A 23,647-nucleotide genomic window follows, 5' to 3' on the forward strand; every position below is an offset into this window, starting at 1 on the left:
CGGGAAGGTTCCGCTCAGTACGCGGGGAGCGTCCGTGGGCCGAGATCGTCGCGGGCGGGGGGCGGTGCCAGGCGCACGGTGGCTCCGAGGACGCTCACTCCCCGCGGGGCGACGACGACCGGCTCCAGGGTGACCGCGACGACCTCGGGGTGGTCGTCGACCAGCCGGGACACGCGCAGCAGCAGTTCCTCCAGCGCAGGTGTGTCGACCGGCGTCGAGCCCCGCCAACCGAACAGGAGCGGCGCCGTCCGGATCGACCGGATCAGCGAGGTCGCGTCGCGGTCGGTGACCGGCACCAGCCGGTGCGCCATGTCGCCGAGCAGCTGGGAGGCGGCTCCGGCGAGCCCGAACGACAGTACGGCCCCGGCCGCCGGATCGATGACCGCGCGTACGACCGTGTCGACCCCGCGCGGCGCCATCGCCTGAACCACCGGCCGCAGCTCCTCCGGTTTCCCGAACAGCTCGGTCAATTCGGCGTACGCCCGCCGCAGTTGCTCCTCGTCCGCCAGGTCGAGGCGTACGCCACCGAGGTCGGCACGGTGCCGCAGGTGCGGGGCGGTGGCTTTGAGGGCCACGGGGTAGCCGAGGGTGCGGGCGGCTGCGACACCGGCGTCGGGGGTGGGCGCGGGCACGGCCCTGCGTACGGCGATCCCGTACCGGCCCAGCAGCTCGCCCGTCTCCTCCGGCCCGAGTGTGAGCCCCTGCCCCCGCGCGAGCAGTCCGCCGATCAGCTCGGCGGCCCCCTTCTCGTCGATGTCCTCGTGCTCCGGCACCTTCCCGGGGTCGGCGGCCTCGCGCCGCCACTGTGCGTACTTGACGGCTTCGGCGAGAGCGCGGACGGCGCGCTCGGCGGCGGGGTAGGCGGGGATGAGGCGGGAGTCGGTTTCGGAGGGCTCGGCGGCGGCCGCCTGTTCCGGTTCCGCGCCGGGCGGTCGTTCCGCAGGGCGGAAGAACGAGTGGGCACCGCCTTCCGCGCCCGGTGCGTCCGAACCCGCCTGTGGTGCGGTACTCGCCGCAGCCGACAGCGCCTCCGCAAGTCCCCCGAGCTCCACGTGCACGACGAGCACCGGCTTCCCCGGGACCTGCTCGGCGGCCGACCGCAACGCCTCCGCCAACACCGCGTCCCCGACCGACGTCTCCCCGATCGCCGGTATCGCGGTCACCACGACCGCGTCGCACGTCTCGTCCGCCAACGCCCGTGACAGCGCCCGCCGGAAGTCGTCCGCCGTGGCCCCCGTGGTCAGATCCACCGGCGGCCATGGCCGCAAACCCTCGGAGAGGCACGCGTCGTACGTGAGCACGCCCAGCGACTCGGAGTTCCCGAGGATCGCCACTCGCGGCCCGGCCGGCAGCGGCTGGCGCGCGAGCAGCAGCCCCGCGTCCACCAGCTCGGTGATCGTGTCGACGCGGATGACCCCGGCCTGCCGCAGCAGCGCGGACACCGTCGCGTGCGGCAGCCGCGTCGCCCGTACGGCGTGCCCCTGCGGAGCAGAACCCGCACCCTGCACCACGACCAGCGGCTTCGCCGCCGCCGTCCGCCGGGCGAGGCGGGTGAACTTGCGCGGGTTGCCGATGGATTCCAGGTACATGAGTACGACGTCGGTGTCCGGGTCGTCGTACCAGTACTGAAGGACGTCGTTGCCGGAGACGTCCGCCCGGTTGCCGGACGAGACGAACGTGGACACCCCGGTGACCCCGGTGACCCCTCCGCCGCGCCGGTGCAGCCGGGACAGCAGGGCGATGCCGATGGCGCCGGACTGCGCGAACAGACCGATCCGCCCGGGCCTCGGCATCTCCGGGGCCAGGGAGGCGTTCAGCCGCACGTCCGGGGAGGTGTTGATGATCCCGAAGGCGTTCGGGCCGATGATGCGCATCCCGTACACGCGCGCGTGGCGTACGAGTTCGCGTTGGCGCTCGCGCCCCTCGGGACCACTCTCGGCGTACCCGGCGGAGACCACGACGAGTCCCTGCACACCGTGCTCGCCGCACTCGGTGACCACGTCGGGCACGCGCTCGGTCGGCACGGCGACGACCGCCACGTCGACAGGCCCCTCGATGTCCCGCACCGAGCGGTGCGCGGGCACGCCGTCGAGCTCCTTCTGCCCCTCGGGGAGGGCCGTGTTCACGGCGTACAGGTTTCCGGTGAACCCGGCCTGCCGGATGTTGCCGAGGACGCTGCGGCCGACGCCTCCCGGGGCGCGGCCGACGCCGACGACCGCCACGGACCCCGGGGCGAGCAGCCGCCGTACCGACCGCGCCTCGGCGCGCTGCTCCCGCGCGCGCTGCACGGCCAGCGAGCGTTCAGTGGGTTCGAGGTCGAACTCCAGGCGCACGACGCCGTCCTCGAAGCTGCGCTTCTGGGTGTAGCCGGCGTCCGTGAACACCTTGATCATCTTGGAGTTGGCAGGCAGTACCTCGGCGGCGAAGCGGCTGACGCCGCGCTCCCTGGCCACAGCGGCGATGTGCTCCAGGAGGGCGGAGGCGACACCGCGACCCTGGTGGGCGTCCTGCACCAGGAAGGCGACCTCCGCCTCGTCGGCGGGCGCGGAGGCGGGCATGCCATCGGTGCCGATGCGGTCATAGCGTACGGTGGCGATGAACTCGCCGCCGACCGTGGCCGCGAGTCCCACCCTGTCCACAAAGTCGTGGTGCGTGAAGCGGTGGACGTCCTTGGCGGACAGGCGCGGGTAGGGCGCGAAGAAGCGGTAGTACTTCGACTCGTCCGAGACCTGTTCGTAGAAGCTGACCAGACGGTCGGCGTCATCAACGGTGATGGGCCGGATGCGCGCGGTGCCGCCGTCGCGCAGCACCACGTCCGCCTCCCAGTGGGCGGGGTACTCGTGCCGGTCGTGCCGGTCCGCCGAGGTCTGCATGGGCCCCAGAGTACGGCTCGCGTACGACAACGGCGCGAGGCAGTCTGTGGAGGACGGAAGTCGGGTCGAGGCCGCGATCCGACGCCACTTCCGGAACGGGACACAGGACCGCTCCGGGCACGCATTCCGATGTGGAACACTGGTCTAGACAACCCTGAGACACTGAAGGGCAGCATCACATGGCTGAGCGCCGCGTCAACGTCGGCTGGGCCGAGGGCCTCCACGCCCGTCCCGCCTCCATCTTCGTCCGAGCCGCCACGGCCGCAGGCGTCCCGGTCACGATCGCCAAGGCCGACGGCAACCCCGTCAACGCGGCCTCCATGCTGGCCGTCCTCGGCCTGGGCGCCCAGGGTGGCGAGGAGATCGTCCTCGCCTCCGACGCCGAGGGTGCGGACGCCGCGCTCGACCGTCTGGCGAAGCTGGTCTCCGAGGGGCTCGAGGAGCTTCCCGAGACCGTCTGAGCACGACCCCCTTCGCGCCTGAGCCGGCGCCGCTTTCGCGGAGCTGGTTGTGTGCCGTCGGGGTTCCTCAATTGATGGTTTGCGGTGCTTGTCGCTTTAAAGACTTCCTCCCGCAACTCCGAAGGGCTCGCCCGAATTGCCGGGCGAGCCCTTCGCATTTCCTGTTCATGGGCAGCATAAATAGTCCCCCTGGAATTGCCCTTCTTTGTATACGGCCCCTGTGTTAATGCCGCAGACCCGTCATGTTTACGGGGTGTTGCGAAGTCCTCACGCGGTCGGGTCGCACTCCTCCCCCGGAGAAACGCAGCCGGTGTGCGGCGCTCGAACGCTCCGTGTGCAGTGCCGTGATCGCCCGCGCGCGCTCACCGTCGCCGCGCGCCACCGCGTCCACGATCGCGCCGTGCTCGGTCCAGGACTCCACGGGGTTGGCCGGTGCCTCGACCGCGTACATCCAGGCGATCTTGTGCCGCAGCTGGGTGAGCGTGGCGGTCAGGGCTTGGCTGCCGGAAGCCTGCGCGAGCGTCTCGTGGAACCAGCCGCCCAGGGAACGCAGATCCTCGCTGTTGCCCCGTCTGGCCCGCTCCTGGCCCAGCCGGACGAGGCCGCGCAGCACCTTCAGATGGGCCTCGGTGCGGCGCTGGGCGGCTCGGGAAGCGCCGAGGGGCTCCAGGAGCATGCGCATCTCCAGCAGGTCGGAGGCCTCCAGCTCGGTGGGTTCCGCGACGCACGCGCCCGCGTGCCGACGGGTCACCACGAACCCCTCCGCCTCCAGGGTGCGCAGGGCCTCCCTGACGGGGACGCGCGAGACGCCGTAGCGGCGTGCGAGGAGTTCCTCGGTGAGCCGGCTGCCGCGCTCGTAGACACCGGCGACGATGTCGTCCCGGATCGCCGTGCATACCGAGTGCGCCGGAATACGCATGACCGACCTCCGCCTTAATCCCCGTGAAACGTCGCCGATTGACGTGCGTTCAGTGACTCTATTGCAATCAGCTGCAATTTCCGACGGGAGGCCGGAATCCAGGGATATTTTTTGGACAGCGGGGCCTGCGAAACGCCGAAAGCCCCGGCTCGGGGAGCCGGGGCGTCGGTATGTCTCGCCGTCCGTTGTCAGACGTCACGCCGGGCGAGCGTCAGACGTTGACACCGTGCTTGCGGAGGTAGGCGACAGGGTCGATGTCCGAGCCGTACTCGGCGGTCGTACGGGCCTCGAAGTGCAGGTGCGGGCCGGTGACGTTGCCGGTCGCACCGGAGAGGCCGATCCGCTCGCCCATGGTGACCTTCTGGCCCACGGAGACGCCTATGGACGACAGGTGACCGTACTGCGTGTACGTGCCGTCGTTCATCTTGATGACGACCTGGTTGCCGTACGCCCCGCCCCAGCCGGCCTCGACGACGGTGCCGTAGCCGACCGCGTGGACGGAGGTGCCGCTGGCGGCGTGGAAGTCGATGCCGGTGTGGCTGCCGGAGGACCAGAACGAGCCGCCGCTGAGGTAGCCCGTGGACACGTAGGAGTGGGAGATCGGCGCCACGAACGTGTTGAGGCGCTTGCGCTCGGCCTCGCGGGCGGCGCGCGCCTTGGCCTCGCGCTCCTCCTTGGCCTTCTCCGCGGCCTTCTTGCGGGCGGCCTCCTCGGCCGCCCTCTGCTCCGCGGCCTGCTTCTGCGCTGCGGCCTGGGCGCCGATCTGCTCGGCGACCGAGTCGCCGATGGTGATGACCGGGGTGAGGCCCGTCTGCTCGACGGAGTTCTCGGCGGCGAGCGCGGGGGCAGCGAGGGTGCCGACGACGCCGGTGGTGGCGAGGGCCGCGATGCCGGCTGCCTGAGCGCTGGTGCGCTTCATCCGGCCGGGACGGCGGTGCTTCCCGGGGGCGCACATGAACGCCATGTAGTGGCTGATCCTTTCCTTCCCTCTCGCCTACCGGGTTAGCTGACGGGTTCGGAGCAGGAAGGTCTCCTACGGACCCCCTCGCGGCACGCGCGGGCGTCCGATTCACCCCAGGGACTGCGATGGGTCCCCGGCTCCCCTGGCTCGCGCCGTACGGGGACTCGGCGATGACTGTCCGCTGCCGCGGGTGCGGCGCACTGCCTGACGAACAGCCCGGACGACCGTACGGGGGCCGTCTTGCAATCCTCAAACGGATCAGGGCTTTTGTAGCGCATGCCACAGGGCAGACAGGCAACTCTCCCTCAATTCGGACATTCTCCGGACATTGAAGGGCCCTGGTGACTCATCGTCACCAGGGCCCTTACGCGCGCGTGCCTGTGCTCTGCCGCTACTCGGCTTCTACTCGGCGGACACTACGGTGACTTCACCGATGCCGAGGGCCTCGACGGGCTCCTTGATCTGCGCCGCGTCGCCGACGAGGATCGTCACCAGACAGTCCACCGGGAAGGCGCTCACGGCCGCCGCGGTGGCCTCCACCGTGCCGGTCGCGGCGAGCTGCTGGTACAGCGTCGCCTGGTAGTCGTCGGGCAGGTGCTGCTCGACCTGGTCGGCCAGCGTGCTCGCCACGGCCGCCGCCGTCTCGTACTTCAGCGGCGCCACACCGACGAGGTTCTGCACGGCGACGTCCCGCTCGGCGTCGGTCAGGCCCTCCGCGGCGAGCGTGCGCAGCACGGTCCACAGGTCCGACAGGGCGGGACCGGTGTTCGGGGTGTCCACGGAGCCGCTGATGGCGAGCATCGCGGCGCCCGTAGCCCCTCCGGGGGAAGAGGGGGCCGCCGACCTGAGGACCTGCCCGAACGCGCGCACACCGTAGGTGTAGCCCTTCTCCTCGCGCAGGACGCGGTCCAGACGGGAGGTGAGGGTGCCACCGAGGCAGTACGTGCCGAGCACCTGGGCGGGCCACACGCGGTCGTGCCGGTCGGCGCCGGTCCGGCCGATCAGCAGCTGCGTCTGGACGGCGCCGGGGCGGTCCACGATGACGACGCGGCCGGTGTCGTCGGCGCTCACCGGCGGCACGGGGCGCGGCTCGGCCGAGGAGCCCGTCCAGGCGCCCAGGGTGTCGCCGAGCAGCGCGTCCAGGTCGATGCCGACGAGGTCGCCGACGATCACGGCGGTGGCCGTGGCGGGGCGGACGTGCCTCTCGTAGAAGGCGCGTACGGCCGCGGAGTCGATCTTCACGACCGTCTCCTCGGTGCCCTGGCGCGGGCGCGACATGCGCGACGTGGCCGGGAACAGTTCCTTGGAGAGCTCCTTGGCGGCCCGGCGGGAGGGGTTGGCCAGCTCGTGCGGAATCTCGTCGAGCCGGTTGCGGACCAGCCGCTCGACCTCGCTGTCCGCGAACGCGGGCGCCCTGAGGGCGTCGGCGAGCAGGCCGAGCGCCTTGGCCAGGCGCGAGGCCGGAACTTCGAGGCTCAGGCGTACGCCGGGGTGGTCGGCGTGCGCGTCGAGGGTGGCGCCGCAGCGCTCCAGTTCGGCGGCGAATTCCTCCGCGGAGAGCTTGTCGGTGCCCTCCGAGAAGGCCCGCGCCATGATCGTGGCCACGCCGTCGAGACCGGCCGGTTCGGCCTCCAGGGGCGCGTCGAGGAGCACCTCGACGGCGACGACCTGCTGGCCGGGCCGGTTGCAGCGCAGGACGGTCAGGCCGTTGTCCAGCGTGCCGCGCTCGGGCGCCGGGAAGGCCCAGGGCCTGGCCTCGCCCGCCCGGGGCTGGGGGTGGAACTCCATCGTGGCGAGCTCGGTCACTGGGCCGCCTCCTCGGTCTCGTCGGTGGCTTCCACGGTCGCCGCGGACTCCGGGTCTTCGGTGCGTTCCGCGGCCTCGGCGTCGTCCAGGGCCTCGGGGACGGTCGGCTCGTAGACGAGCACCGCACGGTTGTCGGGACGCAGGCGGGCCTTGGCGACCTCCTGGACCTCCTCCGCCGTCACGTCCAGCACACGCTGGACGGCGGTGAGGGCGAGCTGCGGGTCGCCGAACAGGACCGCGTAGCGGCACAGTTCGTCGGCGCGGCCCGCGACCGTGCCGAGCCGGTCCAGCCACTCGCGCTCCAACTGGGCCTGGGCGCGTTCCATTTCCTCGGCCGTGGGGCCCTCCTCGGCGAACCGGGAGAGCTCCTCGTCGATGGCAGCCTCGATGACCGGCACCTCGACGTCACCGGACGTCTTGACGTCCAGCCAGCCCAGGGAGGGCGCCCCGGACAGCCGCAGCAGGCCGAAGCCGGCCGCCACCGCCGTACGGTCGCGCCGTACGAGCCGGTTGTAGAGGCGGGAGGACTCGCCGCCGCCGAGGACGGTCAGCGCCAGGTCGGCCGCGTCGCACGCGCGCGTGCCGTCGTGCGGCAGCCGGTAGGCGGCCATCAGGGCGCGCGCCGGGACCTCCTCCTCGACGACCTCGCGCAGCTGCTCGCCGATGACCTCGGGCAGCGAACCGTCACGCGGGGCGGGCTTGCCGTCGTGGGAGGAGATGGAGCCGAAGTACTTCTCGATCCAGGCGAGCGTCTGCTCCGGGTCGATGTCGCCGACCACGGACAGGACGGCGTTGTTCGGCGCGTAGTACGTCCGGAAGAACGCCCTCGCGTCCTCCAGGGTGGCCGCGTCCAGGTCCGCCATCGAGCCGATGGGCGTGTGGTGGTAGGGATGGCCCTCCGGGTAGGCGAGGGCGGTCAGTTTCTCGAACGCGGTGCCGTAGGGGACGTTGTCGTAGCGCTGGCGGCGCTCGTTCTTCACGACGTCCCGCTGGTTCTCCATGGACTCGTCGTCGAGGGCGGCGAGGAGGGAGCCCATGCGGTCGGCCTCCAGCCAGAGGGCGAGCTCCAGCTGGTGGGCGGGCATGGTCTCGAAGTAGTTGGTGCGCTCGAAGCTGGTGGTGCCGTTGAGCGAGCCGCCGGCGCCCTGCACCAGCTCGAAGTGGCCGTTGCCCTTGACCTGGCCGGATCCCTGGAACATCAGGTGCTCGAAAAGGTGAGCCAGGCCGGTACGGCCCTTGACTTCGTGGCGGGAGCCGACGTCGTACCAGAGGCACACCGCCGCGACCGGGGTCAGGTGGTCCTCGGAGAGCACCACGCGGAGCCCGTTGGCCAGGCGGTGCTCGGTCGCTGTCAGGCCCCCGGAGCCTGCCTCGGCTGTGGCCGTGTGACCCATGGGCATGTACGTCCCTTCGATCGCGGTCGCGGTCGTTGAACCGCGCGTTTCGTCCCTGTCCTGCCACTGTATGCAAGCAGGCGGACCATGGGCGAAGTTCCCGCACGACGTACGCCGAGAGCGAGATCGCGTAGCCTGCGGGCAGTCGTGGAGGGAGGCGCCCCTCCGCACCGGGCCGGGCGGCCGACGCCGGGCCCGCGCCCGCACTGTCAGTAGCGCGGTCCACAATGGTCCGCGTCAGAACCCGTTCACGCTTCAGCAAGGAGCCGGCAGCGATGGCCCGCCGCAGCACGAAGACCCCGCCGCCCGACGACTCGTACGAGGAGCGGATCCTCGACATCGACGTCGTCGACGAGATGCAGGGCTCCTTCCTCGAGTACGCGTACTCGGTCATCTACTCCCGCGCCCTGCCGGACGCCCGCGACGGCCTCAAGCCGGTGCACCGCCGCATCGTGTACCAGATGAACGAGATGGGCCTGCGCCCGGAGCGCGGCTATGTGAAGTGCGCCCGTGTCGTCGGCGAGGTCATGGGCAAGCTCCACCCGCACGGCGACGCGTCGATCTACGACGCCCTGGTACGCATGGCCCAGCCCTTCTCCATGCGTGTGCCGCTCGTCGACGGCCACGGCAACTTCGGCTCGCTGGGCAACGACGACCCGCCGGCCGCCATGCGCTACACCGAGTGCCGGGCGGCCGATGCCGCGAGCCTGATGACGGAATCCATCGACGAGGACACCGTCGACTTCGCCCCCAACTACGACGGCCAGGAGCGGGAGCCGGCGACCCTGCCGGCGGCCTTCCCGAACCTCCTGGTCAACGGCTCGTCGGGCATCGCGGTCGGCATGGCCACGAACATGCCGCCGCACAACCTCGGCGAGGTCGTCGCGGCCGCCCGCCACCTGATCCGCTATCCGAACGCGGATCTGGAAGCCCTGATGAGGTTCGTCCCGGGCCCCGACCTGCCCACCGGCGGCCGGATCGTCGGCCTCACCGGCATCCGGGACGCGTACGAGACGGGCCGCGGCACCTTCAAGATCCGCGCCACGGTCGCGGTCGAGACCGTCACCGCGCGCCGCAAGGGCCTGATCGTCACCGAGTTGCCCTTCACCGTCGGCCCGGAGAAGGTGATCGCCAAGATCAAGGACCTGGTCGGTTCGAAGAAGCTCCAGGGCATCGCCGACGTCAAGGACCTCACCGACCGCGAGCACGGCCTGCGCCTGGTCATCGAGATCAAGAACGGCTTCGTGCCGGAGGCGGTCCTGGAGCAGCTCTACAAGCTGACGCCGATGGAGGAGTCCTTCGGCATCAACAACGTCGCCCTGGTGGACGGCCAGCCGCTCACGCTGGGCCTGAAGGAGCTCCTGGAGGTCTACCTCGACCACCGCTTCGAGGTCGTCCGCCGCCGCTCGGAGTTCCGGCGCAGCAAGCGGCAGGACCGTCTGCACCTGGTGGAGGGCCTGCTGACGGCGCTCGTCGACATCGACGAGGTCATCCGGCTGATCCGCTCCAGTGAGAACTCCGCGCAGGCGAAGGAGCGCCTGATGGAGCGCTTCTCACTGTCGGAGATCCAGACGCAGTACATCCTGGACACGCCGCTGCGCCGCCTGACCAAGTTCGACCGGATCGAGCTGGAGTCGGAGAAGGACAGGCTCAACGCGGAGATCGCGGAGCTGACCCGCATCCTCGAGTCGGACGCGGAGCTGCGCAAGCTGGTGTCCGCGGAACTGGCCTCCGTGGCCAAGAAGTTCGGCACCGAGCGCCGTACGGTGCTGCTGGAGTCGGCTGGTGCCCCGGTCGCCGCCGTGCCGCTGCAGGTCGCGGACGACCCGTGCCGCGTGCTGGTGTCCTCGACCGGCCTGCTGGCCCGCACGGCGAACGACGAGCCCTTCCCGGAGGAGCCCGACGCCAGGCGCACCAAGCACGACGTGATCGTCTCGGCGGTCCCGGCCACGGCACGCGGCGAGATCGGCGCGGTCACCTCGGCGGGCCGCTTGCTGCGGATCAACGTCGTCGACCTGCCTCAGCTCCCGGACACCGCGTCGGCGCCGAACCTGTCGGGCGGTGCCCCACTGTCGGAGTTCGTCTCCCTCGAGGACGACGAGACGCTGGTCTGTCTGACCACGCTGGACGAGTCGTCCCCGGGCCTGGCCATCGGTACCGAACAGGGCGTGGTCAAGCGTGTCGTCCCGGACTACCCGTCCAACAAGGACGAGTTGGAGGTCGTCACCCTCAAGGAGGGCGACCGGATCGTCGGTGCGGTCGAGTTGCGCACCGGTGAGGAGGACCTGGTCTTCATCACGGACGACGCTCAGCTGCTGCGCTACCAGGCGTCCCAGGTCCGCCCCCAGGGCCGTGCGGCAGGCGGTATGGCGGGCATCAAGCTCACCGAGGGCGCGAAGGTGATCTCCTTCACGGCGGTCGACCCGGCCGTCGACGCGGTCGTCTTCACCGTGGCCGGCTCGCGCGGAACACTGGACGACTCCGTCCAGACGACAGCCAAGATGACCCCGTTCGACCAGTACCCGCGCAAGGGTCGCGCCACCGGCGGCGTCCGCTGCCAGCGGTTCCTGAAGGGCGAGGACTGCCTGTCGCTGGCCTGGGCGGGCGCCGTCCCGGCACGGGCCGCGCAGAAGAACGGCACCCCTGCCGAACTCCCGGACATCGACCCGCGCCGCGACGGCTCGGGCGTCTCGCTGGCGAAGACGGTGGCGGTGGTGGCGGGACCGGTCTAGGCCGCTTCCCCGGGTTCCCCGGCTTCCTCGGGGGCTCGTACGTAGCGCAGGACGCCCCACATGCCGTGCTCGTCGGCGGTGTGCGGGGCGTCGTTCGCGCAGGCCTCGAGCTCCTTGCGCAGGGCGGGCGCGTCGATGCCGGAGCCGATGAGCACAAGCTGGGTGAGGCGTTCCTCACCGGCGGCCCAGGGCTCCGGACAGAAGCGGAGGAACCGTCCGACGGCGTGGACGGCGTAACGGCTGCGGACGTCGTGGGCGCCGAAGTCGACGTACCCCTTGATCCGGTAGAGCCCCTCGGGCCTGCTGTCGAGGAAGGCCATCAGCCGGCGTGGCTCCAGGGCGACCGCGGAGACGAAGGACAGGCTGTCGTACGCGGTGTGCAGATGGCCGTCGTGATCACCCGCGCTGCCATGATCGTGCAGGTCGTCGAAGGACAGCTGCCCGATGCGCTCCTCGTTCGGTCGGCAGTCGAAGAGGAACTCGGGGTCGATACGGCCGTAGGTGGCGGGGACGACCGCGGCACGGTCGGTGAGGGACCGGACGAGGCCGAGGACCCGCTCGCCGTCCGCCGCCCGGTCGAGCTTGTTGACCACGACGAGGTCGGCGAGGCCGAGGTGCCGGTCGATCTCCGGGTGTCGCGCGCGGGTGTCGTCGAACTCGGCGGCGTCGACGACCTCGACCAGCCCGCCGTAGACGACCCGCGGGTTCTCGCTGGCGAGCACCATGCGCACGAGCTCCTGGGGCTCGGCGAGCCCGCTGGCCTCGATGACGATGACGTCGATGCCGGTGGACGGGTTCGTCAGCCGCTCGAGGTAGTCGTCGAGCTCACTGACGTCGACGGCACAGCACAGACAGCCGTTGCCGAGGGAGACGGTGGAGTCACCGAGCGCACCGGCCACGGCCATCGCGTCGATCTCGATGGCTCCGAAGTCGTTGACGACGGCGCCGATCCGGCTGCCGCCGCTGCGGTGGAGGAGATGGTTGAGGAGCGTGGTCTTGCCGGAGCCGAGGAATCCGGCGAGTACGACCACCGGGATCTGCTGCGGGCTCGGGCTCGGGCTCGGCTGACTCAACGTACGACCTCTTTCACGCCGACGCGTACTCCGGCTCACGGCCCGGCGCACGTACAAAGAATGAATGCCGCCCCAGGATACGAGCCAGAAGAATCACCGCTGAGTGAACGATTGTTAGCAGCGTCGGCGGGGCAGACGTTGGGCATGGCGCCGGAGTGTGCGACCCTCGCTTCCTTCCGTGCGCCTCCTCTCCGCCTCCCCCGCCGATCAGAGCCGCTCGGCACCCTGGAGGCGGCACGCGCCGCCCATCGCTCGCCGGTCCCCACCAGTCGACCCGCACTCCGACGACCGGCGGACGGCCGCCTGAATCGGGGTTGACATGGCCACACGGAAGAACACTGCGGGGAGGGTCGGCTCCGCCGCACTCAGCCTGCTGCTCGTCACCGCCACGATGACGCTGGCGGCACGTCAGCGACGCCTGGAAGCGGCACGCCAGGCGGAGCGGCGCCTGGAGGAGCGGCGCCTGGAACTCGAGGAGCTGGCGATCCGGCGCAAGGCCCTGGCACACCAGCAGCGCATGCAGTGGGAACTGCTGGGCCGGGCGATCGACGACCCCTCGCTCGCCGCAGTGATCGACACCTACGACAAGAGCATCCCCGCGGAGAAACGCCGTCAGTTCTTCTACGCCAACGCGTGGTACGTCCATCTCTTTCACCTCTACCGGGCGGGGATCCTGGACAGAGAGGAGCTGTACCGGCATCTGCGCGAGTTCTTCCAGAGCCCCCTCTTCCGTGAGTACTGGGAGGCGTCGACGTCTCAGCGGGCATCCCTGAACGAGTCGTCCGAGGAAGCCGGGATCGGGCACATGGTTGACGGCCTCCTCATGGATCTCGACGAAGCGGACACGGACGAGTGGTGGGTGGTGGGCAACCCCCCGTCCGACTGATATCGCTCACGCGGAGTTTCCTGCCATCCACCCGGAGTTTCCTGACCACCGCCCGGAGTTCGCCGCCAGTAACCTCTCCGGCATCAAAGACACGCCCCGCAACTCTTCCCGATGTGGCCACGAACACCTCTCGGACCCCGTACCTTTCTGCCCACAACTGTGCCCACACCTTTTGTAAGGACCGGTACCCCTTGAAGATCGTGCGCCGCATCGGTGTGCCTCCGAGTGCCCGTGGCAGCAACTCAGGAGCCACCTGCCCGGATGTGTTCGAACTCAGTGACGGCAACTTCGCCGTCATCGGCACCGAGGCCACCGAGGCGCTGGACGGCGAACTGCCCGCAGACGCCGCAAGAGCCGACTACGAACGCATTGTCATCGTGAGCCGGGAAACCCTCATCCGCGCCAAGGCAGACATCCCCGACGCCTGACGTCACCGCACGAGTACGCGTCCACCCCAGACCCGTCCCGTCCCACCCCCGGCCGCACGCAACCGTTGAGCGAGTCCGGCACCTGAACGGCGAGCGGCCCGGCACCCCGTCACTGCTCGACCCCCCACCGATGAGGCCTGGAGCCGGAACGGCGCCAGGCCGCACGTGTTTCCGGGGCCCTCAGCCCATCAAGGGCACCGCCACCGGCGCCCCCGGCCCCACATACCGCGCCACCGGCCGAATGATCTTCGAGTCCTCCGCCTGCTCCAGGATGTTGGCGCTCCAGCCCACCGCGCGTGCCGCCGCGAAGGTGGGGGTGAACATCTCGCGCGGCAGGCCGCAGAGTTCCATGACCACGCCCGCGTAGAACTCGACGTTCGTGTGGAGTTCGCGGCCCGGCTTCAGCTCGGCGAGGATCGCCTCGACGTGGCGTTCGACCTCTACGGCGAACTCGACGCGAGGGCCGCCGAAGCGCTGGGCGATCTCGCGGAGCATCCGGGAGCGGGGGTCCTCGGTGCGGTAGATGGCGTGGCCGAAGCCCATGATGCGCTCGCCGGCGAGGACGCGCTCCCGGATCCAGGGGTCGATCCGGTCGGGGGTTCCGATCGCGTCCAAGGTGTCCAGCGCACGGCTGGGCGCACCGCCGTGCAACGGCCCCGACAGCGCACCCACCGCACCGACGAGACAGGCCGCGACGTCCGCCCCGGTCGACGCGATGACCCGCGCGGCGAAGGTTGACGCGTTGAAGCCGTGATCAATGGTTGAGATCAAGTATTGCTCGACGGCGCGAGCCCGCTGCCGATCCGGTTCCACCCCGGTCAACATGTACAGGTAGTTCGCCGCGTACGACAGGTCCTCTCGGGGCTCCACCGGGTCGAGCCCCTGCCGCAGCCGGTGCAGTGCGGTGAGCAGGGTCGGTACGGCCGCGGCGGCCACGACGGTGTCCTCGCGACGCCGAGCGGCGTCGATGTCGTACACCGGACGGAATCCCTTGGCCGCACCCAGCAGGGACAGGGCCGTACGCATGCCGGCGAGTGGGCCGGAGTGTCCGCCGGCCGCCGCGACGGCGGGCAGCGCCCCGCGCACGTCGTCGGGCAGCCGGCGCAGCGCCGCGGTCCGGGCCGTGAACGCGGCGCCTCGTTCGGCGTCCGGCAGTTCACCGTGGACCAGGAGGTGCCAGACGTCCTCGAACGTGCGGGTCTGCGCGAGCTCGACGGCCGAGTACTGGCGGTAGTGGTAGAAGCCCTCGAGCCCCCGGACATCACCGATTTCGGTGTCGGTGACAACGACCCCCGCGAGCCCCCGCGGTACGTCGACAAGAGTGGCAGCGGACCTGTTGACGGACATGTTTTCCTCCCTCGAATTGATTCGACTGTCCATGGTTGACTATTCTTCTGTCAATATTGATTGAATCAATGTATGAAAGGGCGGCTACGGTGAGCTCCATGCGCGATCAAGAACCCGACCCCGGTCACCCGGGGCGGCGGCTGAGCACCAAGGAGGCCGCCGAGCTGCTCGGCGTGAAGCCCGAGACCGTGTACGCCTACGTGAGCCGCGGTCAGCTCAGCAGCCAACGTGTGCCCGGCGGCCGGGGAAGCACCTTCGACGCCAAGGAGGTCGAGGCCGTCGCCCGGCGCAACAGGCGTGAGGGCAGCGGAAGTTCGGCCGCCGGCTCGGAGATGTCCGTACGCACCCGCATCACACTCATCGACAAGGACCGGTATTACTTCCGGGGCGTCGACGCCACCGAACTGGCCGCGCGCCACTCCTACGAAGAGATCGCCGAGTGGCTGTGGACGGGGCGACTGCGCCCAGGCATCACGTTCACAGCCCCCGAGGCCTCCGTCACCGTCGCCCGCCGCTCGGTCGACGCCCTGCCCGAACACACCGGGCCCACCGACCGGTTGCGGGTGGCCGCGATCGCCGCGGCGGCGGCCGACCCCCTGCGCTTCGACCTGTCCGAGGACGCCGTGCTCGGCACCGCGCGCACCCTCATCCCCACCCTCGTCGCGGCGCTGCCGCCGGTTCGGCGCAGCCACCGTGACACGGGCCCGTTGGCGCACCGGCTCTGGGCGCGGCTCACCGGACGGGACGCCGACGAGGCGTCACTGCGGGTCCTGGACACGGCACTCGGCCTGCTCGTCGACCACGACCTGGCGGCCTCCACGCTCGCGGTGCGCGTCGCGGCGTCGGCCCGCGCGCACCCCTACGCGGCCGTCTCCGCCGGGCTCGGCGTGCTCGAGGGCCCTCTGCACGGCGCGGCCAGCGGGCTCGCCCACCGGCTGCTGCTGGAGGTGCTCGACCACGGCAACGCGGCCCCCGTGATCGCGGAAGAGCTGCGGGCCGGCCGTCGTATCCCCGGACTCGGCCACCGGCTCTACCCCGGTGAGGACCCACGCGCGCGTGCCCTGTTCACCCTCCTGGAGGAGATGCCCCAGGCCGCACCCGCCCTCGCGGCGGCCCACGACATCGTGGCGACCACCGCCCGCCACACTTCGCTGCACGCCAACGTGGACCTGGCCCTCGCCGTGCTCACCGCGTCCTCCGGCATGCCCGCCTCCGCGGGCGAGACGATCTTCGCCGTCGCCCGTACGGCGGGCTGGATCGCCCACGCCCTGGAGGAGTACGGGGAACGTCCGCTGCGTATGCGCCCGAGCGGCAACTACGTGGGGCCGAGGCCGCCCCAACCCCTCCCGGAGTAGAGCACACGGCAACGGCCGGAGCAGGACACAGGCGCGGCCGGAAGTCGCCCCGCGCCAAGTCAGGTTAGGCTCACCTCTGTGAGTACGTGCGCGACCGTCTCGCGGGACCTCGACGAGCCCATTTCCGGAACCGCGGCCACTGCGAGGACCTGGCTCCTGCTGGAACAGCCGGGTCCGTGGGGTGCCAAGGCGCTCACTTCGAGTCATCTGGATCCAGCACTCGGCCGCGCCCTGGAAGCGGCGGCGCAGGACACCGGCGTACGCATCGCCCTCATCCGCCGCCCGGGCCGCCACGCCGACTTCGGCACGCCTCTGGCACGGCAGGTGTACGCCGCCCACACCACGCCCGGAAACGTGTGGCTGCACAGCGCCACGACCACCGCCCCGGAGCGCCTGCTCGACCTGGACTTCGCCGCACTCGGCAGCGGTGACCACCGGACCTTCGGCGCCACGGTGCAAGGCCTGCCCCACACCGGCGACCCGCTCGCACTCGTCTGCACCAACGGCAAGCGCGACCGCTGCTGCGCGCTGCTCGGCCGCCCCCTCGCGGCGGAACTCGCCGGCTCCGGAGTGGAGGGCATCTGGGAGGTCACCCATCTGGGTGGTCATCGCTTCTCGCCGACGGTGCTCGTCCTGCCGCACGGATACGCGTACGGACGGGTCGAGGCCCACGCCGTCAAGGAGGTCCTGCACGGCGTCCAGGAGGGTCGGATCGTCGTGGAGGGGTGCCGTGGGAGTTCCGCCTGGGAGCGGCCCGGCCAGGCGGCCGAGCTGGCCGTACGCACGGCGGCGGGCGAAAACGCGGCGGGCGCGCTGAGCGTCGTACGGACGGACGGTGCCGCGCCGCGCTGGGAGGTGACCGTCGCGCACGTCGACGGCCGCCACTGGCGGGTCATCGTGGCCCAGGGCGCCTCTCTGCCACCCCGCCCGGAGAGCTGCGGGACGTCGGTCCTGGGCGCACCGGCCCGCATGGACGTGGTGGCGGTGCGCGAGCTGGCGGCGGCGCTGGTGAGCTGACGTTTCGCGCGTCCCGGGCGGCGGCCGAACCGACGCGAGCCGTACCCGGGAGGCGGCCGTGCGCCGTACCGGGAAGCGGCCGAACCGCCGAGAGCCGCATGGGGACGTGGCCGCACCGAAGATCGCCGTAGCGGATGGCGGCTTTCCATGGGATCACCACATGGCGGCCCCTGCTGCCACTCCCTCCTCCCCGCTTTCCCAAGGGCTGGTCAAGAGATCCACACCACTCCCCCGCCGCAAGCGCCGCGCGCCCACGTACCGTCATGGGTATGAGCCCCACTCCCCCCGCACGCCGGCTGCGCCTGGGAATGCCCAGGCGCGTGTTCTCGCAGGTCCTGCTGATGCAGGTGGCGATCGCCGCGGGAGTCGCGGTACTCGCGACCGGGCTGTTCCTCGCGCCGCTCAGCAACCAGCTGGACGACCAGGCGATGCGCCGGGCGCTGGCGATCGCGCAGACCACAGCCGCCCAGCCACAGATCGCCAAGGACCTCGAGAGCACGTCTCCGTCGGTCGACGGGCCGGTGCAGCGGGAGGCGGAGCGGATACGGAAGGCCAGCGGAGCCGAGTACGTCGTGGTGATGAACAAGGATGGCGTGCGCTGGTCGCACACGGACCCCGAGCAGGTCGGCGGCATCGTGTCGACCGACCCCAGTGAGGCCCTGGCCGGCAAGGACGTCATGGAGATCGACAGCGGCACCCTGGGACGCTCGGCGCGCGGCAAGGTGCCCCTGCGCAACGGCGACGGCGAGATCGTCGGCGCGGTGTCGGTCGGTATCGAGTACGACAGTGTGCGGGCACGGCTGATCCATGCGATCCCGGGGCTCTTGGCGTACGCCGGTGGCGCCCTCGCCGTCGGCGCGCTGGCCGCCTGGCTGATCTCCCGGCGGGTCCAGCGACAGACCCGCGACCTGGCCTTCTCGGACATCTCCGGGCTGCTCGCGGAACGCGAGGCGATGCTGCACGGCATACGGGAGGGTGTCGTCGCCCTGGACCGCACCGGCCGCATACGCCTCCTGAACGACGAGGCGCAGCGCCTCCTGGACATCGGCGAGGAGATCGTCGGCCGTTCTCCCGACGAGGCGTTCGGCGCGGGGCGGACGGCGGACGTCCTGGCCGGCCGGGTGACCGGCACCGATCTGCTCACCGTCCGTGGCCAGCGCGTCCTGGTCGCCAACCGCATGCCCACCGACGACGGCGGCGCCGTCGCCACCCTGCGTGACCGCACCGAGCTGGAGCAGCTCGGCCGGGAACTCGACTCCACGCGCGGCCTGATCGACGCGCTGCGTGCCCAGGACCACGAGCACGCCAACCGGATGCACACCCTGCTCGGACTGCTGGAGCTGGAGATGTTCGACGACGCCGTGGAGTTCGTCGGAGAGGTCGTCGGCGACCACCGCGCCACCGCGGAACAGGTCACCGAGAAGATCAGGGACCCGCTGCTCGCGGCCCTGCTGGTCGGCAAGGCGACCGTCGCGGCCGAACGCGGCGTCGCTCTGTGGGTCTCGGACCGCACCCGGCTCCCGGACCGGCTGATCGATCCCCGGGGGCTGGTCACGGTCGTCGGCAACCTGGTGGACAACGCGCTGGACGCCGTCGCGGGCACACCGCACGCGCGCGTGGAGGTCGAACTGCGCGCGGAGGGCCGTACCGCCGTCCTCCGGGTACGGGACACGGGACCCGGAATCCCTGCCGAGCAGCGGGAACTGATCTTCACCGAGGGATGGTCCACGAAGAAGCCGCCCGTGCACGGGAAGCGCGGGATCGGCCTCTCCCTGGTGCGCAGGCTCGCCGAGCGGCAGGGCGGCAGGGCGACGGTGAGCGAGGCGGACGGCGGGGGCGCGGAGTTCACCGTCGTCCTGCCCGAGGCGCTGGCCGGGCCGGACCTGGAACCCGCCCTCACCGGGCCCGCGGAGTCCGCAGTCGAGGAGGACTCGCTGTGATCGAGGTCCTGGTCGTGGACGACGACAGCAGGGTCGCCCGGGTCAACGCCGCCTACGTCGAGAAGGTGCCGGGGTTCCACGTCGCCGGCGAGGCGCACAGCGCGGCCGACGCGCTGCGTCAGCTGGAGGCACTGCCCCGGCTGGACCTGGTCCTGCTGGACCACTACCTGCCCGACGAGACGGGGCTGGAGGTCGTCCAGGAGATGCGCCGACGTGGCCACCAGACCGACGTGATCATGGTGACGGCGGCACGGGACGTCTCGACGGTGCAGGCGGCGATGCGGCAGGGCGCGCTGCAGTACCTGGTCAAGCCGTTCGCCTTCGCCGGCCTGCGCGCCAAGCTGGAGGCGTACGCGGAGCTGCGCCGCACCCTCGACGGCGGCGGCGAGGCGGAACAGGCCGATGTGGACCGCATCTTCGGCGCACTGTCCGCGCATTCGGAGCCCGGTCTGCCGAAGGGGCACTCCCCGACCACCGCGGAGCTGGTACGCCAGTCCCTGATGAACGCCGAGGGCCCCCTGTCGGCCCAGGAGATCGCCGACCGGACCGGGGTGAGCCGCCAGACCGCCCAGCGCTACCTGAAGCTCCTGGAGCGCACGGGCCGGGCCCGACTGACCCTCAAGTACGGCGACGCGGGCCGCCCGGAACACCGTTACGAGTGGGCGACCCGCGCCTGAGGGCACGACCCGTGGGGGCGGGGGAAGGAACCGTGCCCTCCCCCCTCTCCGTATGTCAGCCCGCCGCCTTCTCGACGAACTCGGTCGTGTACGTCTTGCTCAAGTCCACGTCCGCGTTCTGGATGTTGGGGTTGAACGCCTTGAGCACCTTCTCAACCGTCTCGGGTCCGTTGGTGGGCATCACGCCGTCCTCGGTGAACATCGGCAGCGTGCTCTTGATGGCCTCCGCGTAGAGCGTCTTGTTGCCCTGGGAGTAGTCGGCGGGCATCTTGTCGGCGATCTCGGAGGCGCTGTGGGTGGACATCCACTTGAGCGTCTTGACGAATGCATTGGCCAACTTCTGGACAGTGTCCTTGTGGCCGTTCACCCAGTCGGTCTGCATGTACAGACTGGACGACGGGTACGGGCCACCGAGTGCCTCCTGCGAGCCCTCGGGCGTCCGCATGTCGAGGAGGATCTTGCCCGCCTTCTTGTCCAGGATCGTGGCGACGGTCGGGTCGGTCGTCATACCGCCGTCGATGGCGCCCTGCTGGAGCGCCGAGATGAAAGTGGGCCCCGCGCCCACGGCGACCGGCGTGAACTCGCTGACCTTCACACCGTTCTTGACCGCGAGGTACTTGGTGAGGAAGTCGGTCGAGGAACCGAGGCCGGTGACACCGAGCTTCTTGCCCTTGAAGTCCTTGGGCGAGGTGATGTCGCCGGCGGCCTTGGTGGAGACGATCTCCACCTCGCCGGGCGCGTGCGAGAACTGCACGACGGACTCCACGGCCTTGCCCTTCACCTGGAGGTCGAGGGTGTGGTCGTAGAAGCCGACCGCTCCCTGGACCTGGCCGGAGACGAGCGCGGTCTCGGCCTGCACGCCGGCGGGCTCGCTCAGCAGCTCCACGTCGAGGCCCTCGGCGTCGAAGTAGCCGAGCCGCTGGGTGAGCATCGCCGGCAGGTAGATGACCTTGTCGAGGCCACCGACCATGATCTTGACCTTCTCGCCCTTTCCGTCACCCTTGCTGCCGGAACCGGAGGACGCGGTGCTGGCGGCGTCGTTGGCGCAGGCGGTGAGGGAGGAGAGGGCGAGCAGGCCGACGGCTGCCAGGGCGGCGTATCTGGCGGTCTTGCGCATGGCGGTTCACGTCCTTGTGAGAAGGCGGTGCGGGGGAAGAGGAAGGGCTGGAGGGGATGCGTCGAAGAGTCGCTCAGTCGTCGGAGCCCGACGGCTTCCACCGGAAGATGCGGCCCTCGGCGAAGGTCAGCAGTCCCTCGGCGACGAGCGCCACGACGGCGAGGATGACCATCGCGGCGTACACACCGGCCGCGTTGAAGGTCCCCTGGGACTGGGCCACGAGCAGGCCGATGCCCTTGGTCGCGCCGATGTACTCGCCGACGATGGCGCCGATGAGGGCGAAGCCGAAGCTGACGTGGAGGCTCGTGAAGATCCACGAGGTGGCGGACGGGATGACCACCTGAAGGGTCACCCGGCGGTCGCTCGCGCCGAGGATCCGGGCGTTGGCCACCAGGTTGCGGTCAACCTCTCGGGCGCCCTGGAAGGCGTTGAAGAACACCGGGAAGAACACCAGGACGACGGCCGACGCGACCTTGGAGGCGGGGCCGAGTCCGAACCAGATCACGAAGATCGGAGCGAGGACGATCCTCGGTATGGAGTTGAGCACCTTGATGTATGGACCAAGGACATCGGCGAGGAAGGTGATCCTGCCGAGAGCGATACCGCACACGACACCGCCGACCACTCCGAAGACCCAGCCGAGCAGCGCCTCGTAGAGCGTGTACCAGATCTGTTCGCCCAAGGATCCGAGCGCGGTCCCATGGGTCACCCAGGTGTAGATCTGGTCCCAGATCTTCGAGGGCATCGAGAAGTTGAACGGGTCGATGACCTTGGTCCGGGAGAGAACCTCCCACAGGCCGAGGACGGCGATCAGAAGCAGCGCGCGAGCGGCCGCTACGACGATCTTGCGTCTGCGGGCGGCACGCGCGCGCGAGTGGGCGCGGTTCGTCTTGCTGCCGGGCTCGGTCACGGTCAGTGCCACCGCGGCCTCGGGCATGATCTCAGGCGACATGGGTGGCACCCCTCTCGCGGGTGATGCGGACCTCTTCGCCGAGCGACTCCCAGATCTCGCGGTAGATCTCGATGAACCGCGGCTCGAGGCGCACCGACTCGACCTTGCGCGGCCGCGGCAGGTCGATGTCGAAGACCTGCTTGACGGTGGCGGGCCCGGCCGTCATCACGACGACTTTGTCGGCCAGGGCGATGGACTCCTCCAGGTCGTGGGTGACGAAGACGACGGAGGCACCCGTGCCCTCCCACAGTTCCAGCAGCTCGTCCGACATCAGGGCCCTGGTCTGCACATCGAGCGCCGAGAACGGCTCGTCCATCAGCAGGATCTCGGGATCGTTGACGAAGGTCGCGGCGAGGGCGACGCGCTTGCGCTGACCGCCGGAGAGCTGGTGCGGGTAGCGGTCCTCGAAGGCGGCGAGCCCGACCCGGGCCAGCCATTCGCGCGCCTTCTGCTTGGCCTCCGCCTTGGGCACGCCGCGGAAGCGCGGGCCCGCCATCACGTTGGACAGGACGGTGCGCCAGGGGAAGGTGGCGTCCTGCTGAAAGACGAAACCGACCTTGCCGCCCACGCCGCGAACCGGCTCGCCGGAGACCAGAACCTCGCCCTCGGTGGGCTCTTCCAGGCCGCTGACCAGGGTCAGCGTGGTGGACTTACCGCAGCCCGTGGGGCCGACGACCGCCACGAACTCGCCACGCCCGACCGTGAGGTCCAGTTCCCTGACGGCCGTGTGCAGACCCCCCGACGGGGTCTTGAAGATCTTGCTCGCGCCCCGCAGCTCGATGGCGGGGCTGGTGTCTGCGCTCATGGCCGAGGACCGTAGGTGTGGCCCGTGCCCCAGCAGCAGTCTTCTGAGCGCTAGCCGTTCTTTTGCTCGCAAGGGCCTGTTGTGCTCGTTTTGCTCGCGCTACAAAAGCGGAGCCGAAACACGGGCTTAACGCTCGCCTGGCCTTGAGGAAGAGAGGGCCAATGATTGACGTCCTGGTCGTGGACGACGACTTCCGTGTCGCCGAGATCAACGCCAAGTACGTGGGAAAGGTTCCCGGCTTCCGGGTGGCCGCCCGCGCGCACAGCGCCGCCCAGGCCCTGGCGGCTGTCGAGCGCGACGCCATCGACCTGGTGCTGCTCGACCACTACCTCCCGGATCGGACGGGCCTCCAGCTCGTCCACCGCATGCGGGAACAGGGGCACGGCACCGACGTCATCATGATCACGGCGGCCGGCGATCTGACGACCGTCCAGGCCGCGATGCGCCTCGGCGCCCTGCACTACCTGGTGAAACCGTTCACCTTCGCCGCGCTGCGCACCCGCCTGGACTCCTACGCGGCCCTGCGCCGCACCGTCGACCGCGTCGGCGGTCGCGGCATCGCCGGCCAGGAGCAGGTCGACCGTATCTTCGGTGCCCTGCGCACGGCCCCGGTGCCGTCGTCACCGGGGCTGCCGAGCGGCCACTCGGAGCCGACGACGGACCTCATCTGCGCCGTACTGCACCGCGCGAACCACCCCCTGTCCGCCCACGAGGTCGCCGCCGAGACGGGCCTGAGCCGCTCCACCGCCCAGCGCTACCTCCGCCACCTGGAACAGGCCGGCCGCCTCCGCCTGACCCTCAGATACGGCGACACGGGTCGCCCGGAACACCGCTACGCATGGGTGGCGCCGTAGGCCTACGGCAGCCGTACGACGACGGGGGGCAGCGGGTACGTCGACAGAGA

Annotated in this window: 19 protein-coding genes and 1 riboswitch; of the genes, 9 read left to right on the plus strand and 10 right to left on the minus strand. The window is 70.6% G+C overall.

The annotated features are described in order from the left end of the window. Positions 1–14: 14 nt before the first annotated feature. Positions 15–2,873, minus strand: coding sequence for a GNAT family N-acetyltransferase (locus ACFY16_RS15510; protein ID WP_390647625.1), 2,859 nt, complete (start codon positions 2,871–2,873; stop codon positions 15–17). 179 nt (positions 2,874–3,052) lie between these two features. Here ACFY16_RS15510 and ACFY16_RS15515 point away from each other — a divergent pair, with 179 nt between their 5' ends. Continuing rightward, the gene (locus ACFY16_RS15515) at positions 3,053–3,334 is read left to right on the plus strand and encodes an HPr family phosphocarrier protein (RefSeq protein WP_003993478.1); all 282 of its coding nucleotides are present in this window, start codon (positions 3,053–3,055) and stop codon (positions 3,332–3,334) included. Between the two features lie 223 nt (positions 3,335–3,557). Here ACFY16_RS15515 and ACFY16_RS15520 read toward each other — a convergent pair whose 3' ends face one another. From ACFY16_RS15520 to ACFY16_RS15535, 4 genes are all read right to left on the minus strand, one after another. After that, a complete protein-coding gene (locus ACFY16_RS15520) occupies positions 3,558–4,253 on the minus strand; it encodes a GntR family transcriptional regulator (RefSeq protein ID WP_390647626.1) in 696 nt (231 codons plus the stop codon). Positions 4,254–4,464: 211 nt separating this feature from the next. Continuing rightward, entirely contained in the window at positions 4,465–5,217 is a 753-nt protein-coding gene (locus tag ACFY16_RS15525; protein ID WP_390647627.1) for a M23 family metallopeptidase, read from the minus strand. A gap of 12 nt (positions 5,218–5,229) precedes the next feature. Next, a riboswitch (cyclic di-AMP (ydaO/yuaA leader) is annotated at positions 5,230–5,394 on the minus strand. 222 nt (positions 5,395–5,616) lie between these two features. Then, positions 5,617–7,020: a M16 family metallopeptidase gene (locus tag ACFY16_RS15530; RefSeq protein WP_390647628.1), complete on the minus strand. Its 1,404-nt coding sequence runs from the start codon at positions 7,018–7,020 to the stop codon at positions 5,617–5,619. Beyond that, positions 7,017–8,414: a M16 family metallopeptidase gene (locus ACFY16_RS15535; protein WP_390647629.1), complete on the minus strand. Its 1,398-nt coding sequence runs from the start codon at positions 8,412–8,414 to the stop codon at positions 7,017–7,019. Before ACFY16_RS15535 ends, ACFY16_RS15530 begins: the two co-directional genes overlap by 4 nt. Before the next feature lie 275 nt (positions 8,415–8,689). Here ACFY16_RS15535 and ACFY16_RS15540 point away from each other — a divergent pair, with 275 nt between their 5' ends. Next, positions 8,690–11,146, plus strand: a complete 2,457-nt coding sequence (locus tag ACFY16_RS15540; protein ID WP_390647630.1) for a DNA topoisomerase (ATP-hydrolyzing) subunit A — start codon at positions 8,690–8,692, stop codon at positions 11,144–11,146. Here ACFY16_RS15540 and ACFY16_RS15545 read toward each other — a convergent pair. Continuing rightward, entirely contained in the window at positions 11,143–12,219 is a 1,077-nt protein-coding gene (locus ACFY16_RS15545) for a CobW family GTP-binding protein (protein WP_390647631.1), read from the minus strand. The genes ACFY16_RS15540 and ACFY16_RS15545 overlap by 4 nt on opposite strands. A 319-nt stretch (positions 12,220–12,538) precedes the next feature. Here ACFY16_RS15545 and ACFY16_RS15550 point away from each other — a divergent pair, with 319 nt between their 5' ends. Both ACFY16_RS15550 and ACFY16_RS15555 read left to right on the plus strand, forming a co-directional pair. After that, on the plus strand, positions 12,539–13,105 hold the full coding sequence (locus ACFY16_RS15550) for a DUF6082 family protein (RefSeq protein ID WP_390647632.1): 567 nt from the start codon (positions 12,539–12,541) through the stop codon (positions 13,103–13,105). A gap of 191 nt (positions 13,106–13,296) precedes the next feature. After that, positions 13,297–13,533, plus strand: a complete 237-nt coding sequence (locus ACFY16_RS15555) for a hypothetical protein (RefSeq protein WP_189147568.1) — start codon at positions 13,297–13,299, stop codon at positions 13,531–13,533. A 180-nt stretch (positions 13,534–13,713) separates the two neighbouring features. On the opposite strand, the gene ACFY16_RS15560 is transcribed toward ACFY16_RS15555, so the two are convergent. Beyond that, positions 13,714–14,880, minus strand: a complete 1,167-nt coding sequence (locus tag ACFY16_RS15560; protein ID WP_390647633.1) for a citrate synthase — start codon at positions 14,878–14,880, stop codon at positions 13,714–13,716. Between the two features lie 98 nt (positions 14,881–14,978). Between ACFY16_RS15560 and ACFY16_RS15565 the strand changes: the two genes are divergently transcribed. The 4 genes from ACFY16_RS15565 to ACFY16_RS15580 all read left to right on the plus strand — a co-directional run bounded on the left by ACFY16_RS15565 (position 14,979) and on the right by ACFY16_RS15580 (position 19,869). Then, a complete protein-coding gene (locus ACFY16_RS15565) occupies positions 14,979–16,235 on the plus strand; it encodes a citrate synthase family protein (protein ID WP_390647634.1) in 1,257 nt (418 codons plus the stop codon). A gap of 78 nt (positions 16,236–16,313) precedes the next feature. Next, complete coding sequence (locus tag ACFY16_RS15570) at positions 16,314–17,252, plus strand: sucrase ferredoxin (protein WP_390647635.1); 939 nt, start codon at positions 16,314–16,316, stop codon at positions 17,250–17,252. Between the two features lie 269 nt (positions 17,253–17,521). Then, entirely contained in the window at positions 17,522–19,192 is a 1,671-nt protein-coding gene (locus ACFY16_RS15575; protein WP_390647636.1) for an ATP-binding protein, read from the plus strand. Continuing rightward, the gene (locus ACFY16_RS15580) at positions 19,189–19,869 is read left to right on the plus strand and encodes a response regulator (RefSeq protein WP_390647637.1); all 681 of its coding nucleotides are present in this window, start codon (positions 19,189–19,191) and stop codon (positions 19,867–19,869) included. Before ACFY16_RS15575 ends, ACFY16_RS15580 begins: the two co-directional genes overlap by 4 nt. 55 nt (positions 19,870–19,924) lie before the next feature. Here ACFY16_RS15580 and ACFY16_RS15585 read toward each other — a convergent pair whose 3' ends face one another. The 3 genes from ACFY16_RS15585 to ACFY16_RS15595 form a co-directional block, all read right to left on the minus strand. Beyond that, positions 19,925–20,986, minus strand: coding sequence for an ABC transporter substrate-binding protein (locus ACFY16_RS15585; protein WP_390647638.1), 1,062 nt, complete (start codon positions 20,984–20,986; stop codon positions 19,925–19,927). A 73-nt stretch (positions 20,987–21,059) separates the two neighbouring features. Then, positions 21,060–21,938, minus strand: coding sequence for an ABC transporter permease (locus tag ACFY16_RS15590; protein ID WP_390647639.1), 879 nt, complete (start codon positions 21,936–21,938; stop codon positions 21,060–21,062). Beyond that, positions 21,928–22,743, minus strand: a complete 816-nt coding sequence (locus ACFY16_RS15595; protein WP_390647640.1) for an ABC transporter ATP-binding protein — start codon at positions 22,741–22,743, stop codon at positions 21,928–21,930. The genes ACFY16_RS15590 and ACFY16_RS15595 overlap by 11 nt, the downstream gene beginning before the upstream one ends. Positions 22,744–22,904: 161 nt before the next feature. Here ACFY16_RS15595 and ACFY16_RS15600 point away from each other — a divergent pair, with 161 nt between their 5' ends. Next, on the plus strand, positions 22,905–23,597 hold the full coding sequence (locus ACFY16_RS15600; protein WP_390647641.1) for a response regulator: 693 nt from the start codon (positions 22,905–22,907) through the stop codon (positions 23,595–23,597). The last annotated feature ends 50 nt before the right edge of the window (positions 23,598–23,647 follow it).

The sequence above is a fragment of the Streptomyces sp. NPDC001315 genome (assembly GCF_042896175.1).
Taxonomy (GTDB): domain Bacteria; phylum Actinomycetota; class Actinomycetes; order Streptomycetales; family Streptomycetaceae; genus Streptomyces.